1 protein-coding gene is annotated in these 617 nt (G+C 60.1%); it reads left to right on the top strand.

What is annotated here, in order from left to right; genetic code table 11:
• A partial coding sequence (nusG, locus tag B2994_RS03660; RefSeq protein ID WP_291527029.1) for a transcription termination/antitermination protein NusG occupies positions 1-564 on the top strand: 564 nt, incomplete at its 5' end.
• Between the last annotated feature and the right edge of the window lie 53 nt (positions 565-617).

Here is a 617-nt window from a genome sequence, read left to right as displayed (position 1 = left end):
GGCAAATGGTATGTGCTGCACACCTACTCCGGCTATGAGAAGCGCGTGAAGGCCAACGTCGAGTCCCGTATCGCCAGCTTCGGCCTCGAGGATCAGATCTTCCAGATCGAAGTCCCGATGGAAGAGGTCGAAAAGCACACCGAGAAGGGCAAGAAGGTCATCACCCGCGTGCGCGTGCCCGGTTATGTGCTGATTCGCATGTGGCCCGATGAGAATGCGCGTCGTATCGTGCGGGAAACCGAGGGCGTCACCGGCTTCGTCGGCCCGACCAAGGATCCGGCGCCGTTGTCCCGCAAGGAAGTCGTCTCGATGATGGCTCCGATGATTGCTTCCGAGGCGTTGAAGCAGGCCGGTGACAAGCCCGCCGCCGCCAAGAAGCGTACGGTGGAGGTTGCCTACTCGGTTGGAGATCAGGTCACCGTCACCGACGGTCCGTTCACCACGATGTCCGCCGTGGTCTCCGATGTGGAACCCACCACGCAGAAGCTCACTGTGCTGGTGTCCATCTTCGGCCGTGACACTCCGGTGGAGCTGGGCTTCGATCAGGTTCAGAAGCTCGACTGATCGACTACATCGACTACATATCGTTCATACTGACGGGGGAATGCGCTATGGCG

Origin of the sequence: Bifidobacterium sp. UBA744, from assembly GCA_002298605.1 — a bacterium.
GTDB lineage: Bacteria > Actinomycetota > Actinomycetes > Actinomycetales > Bifidobacteriaceae > Bifidobacterium.
The sequence above is the reverse complement of the archived record's forward strand: the minus strand, read 5'-3'. Positions and strand labels throughout refer to the sequence as shown.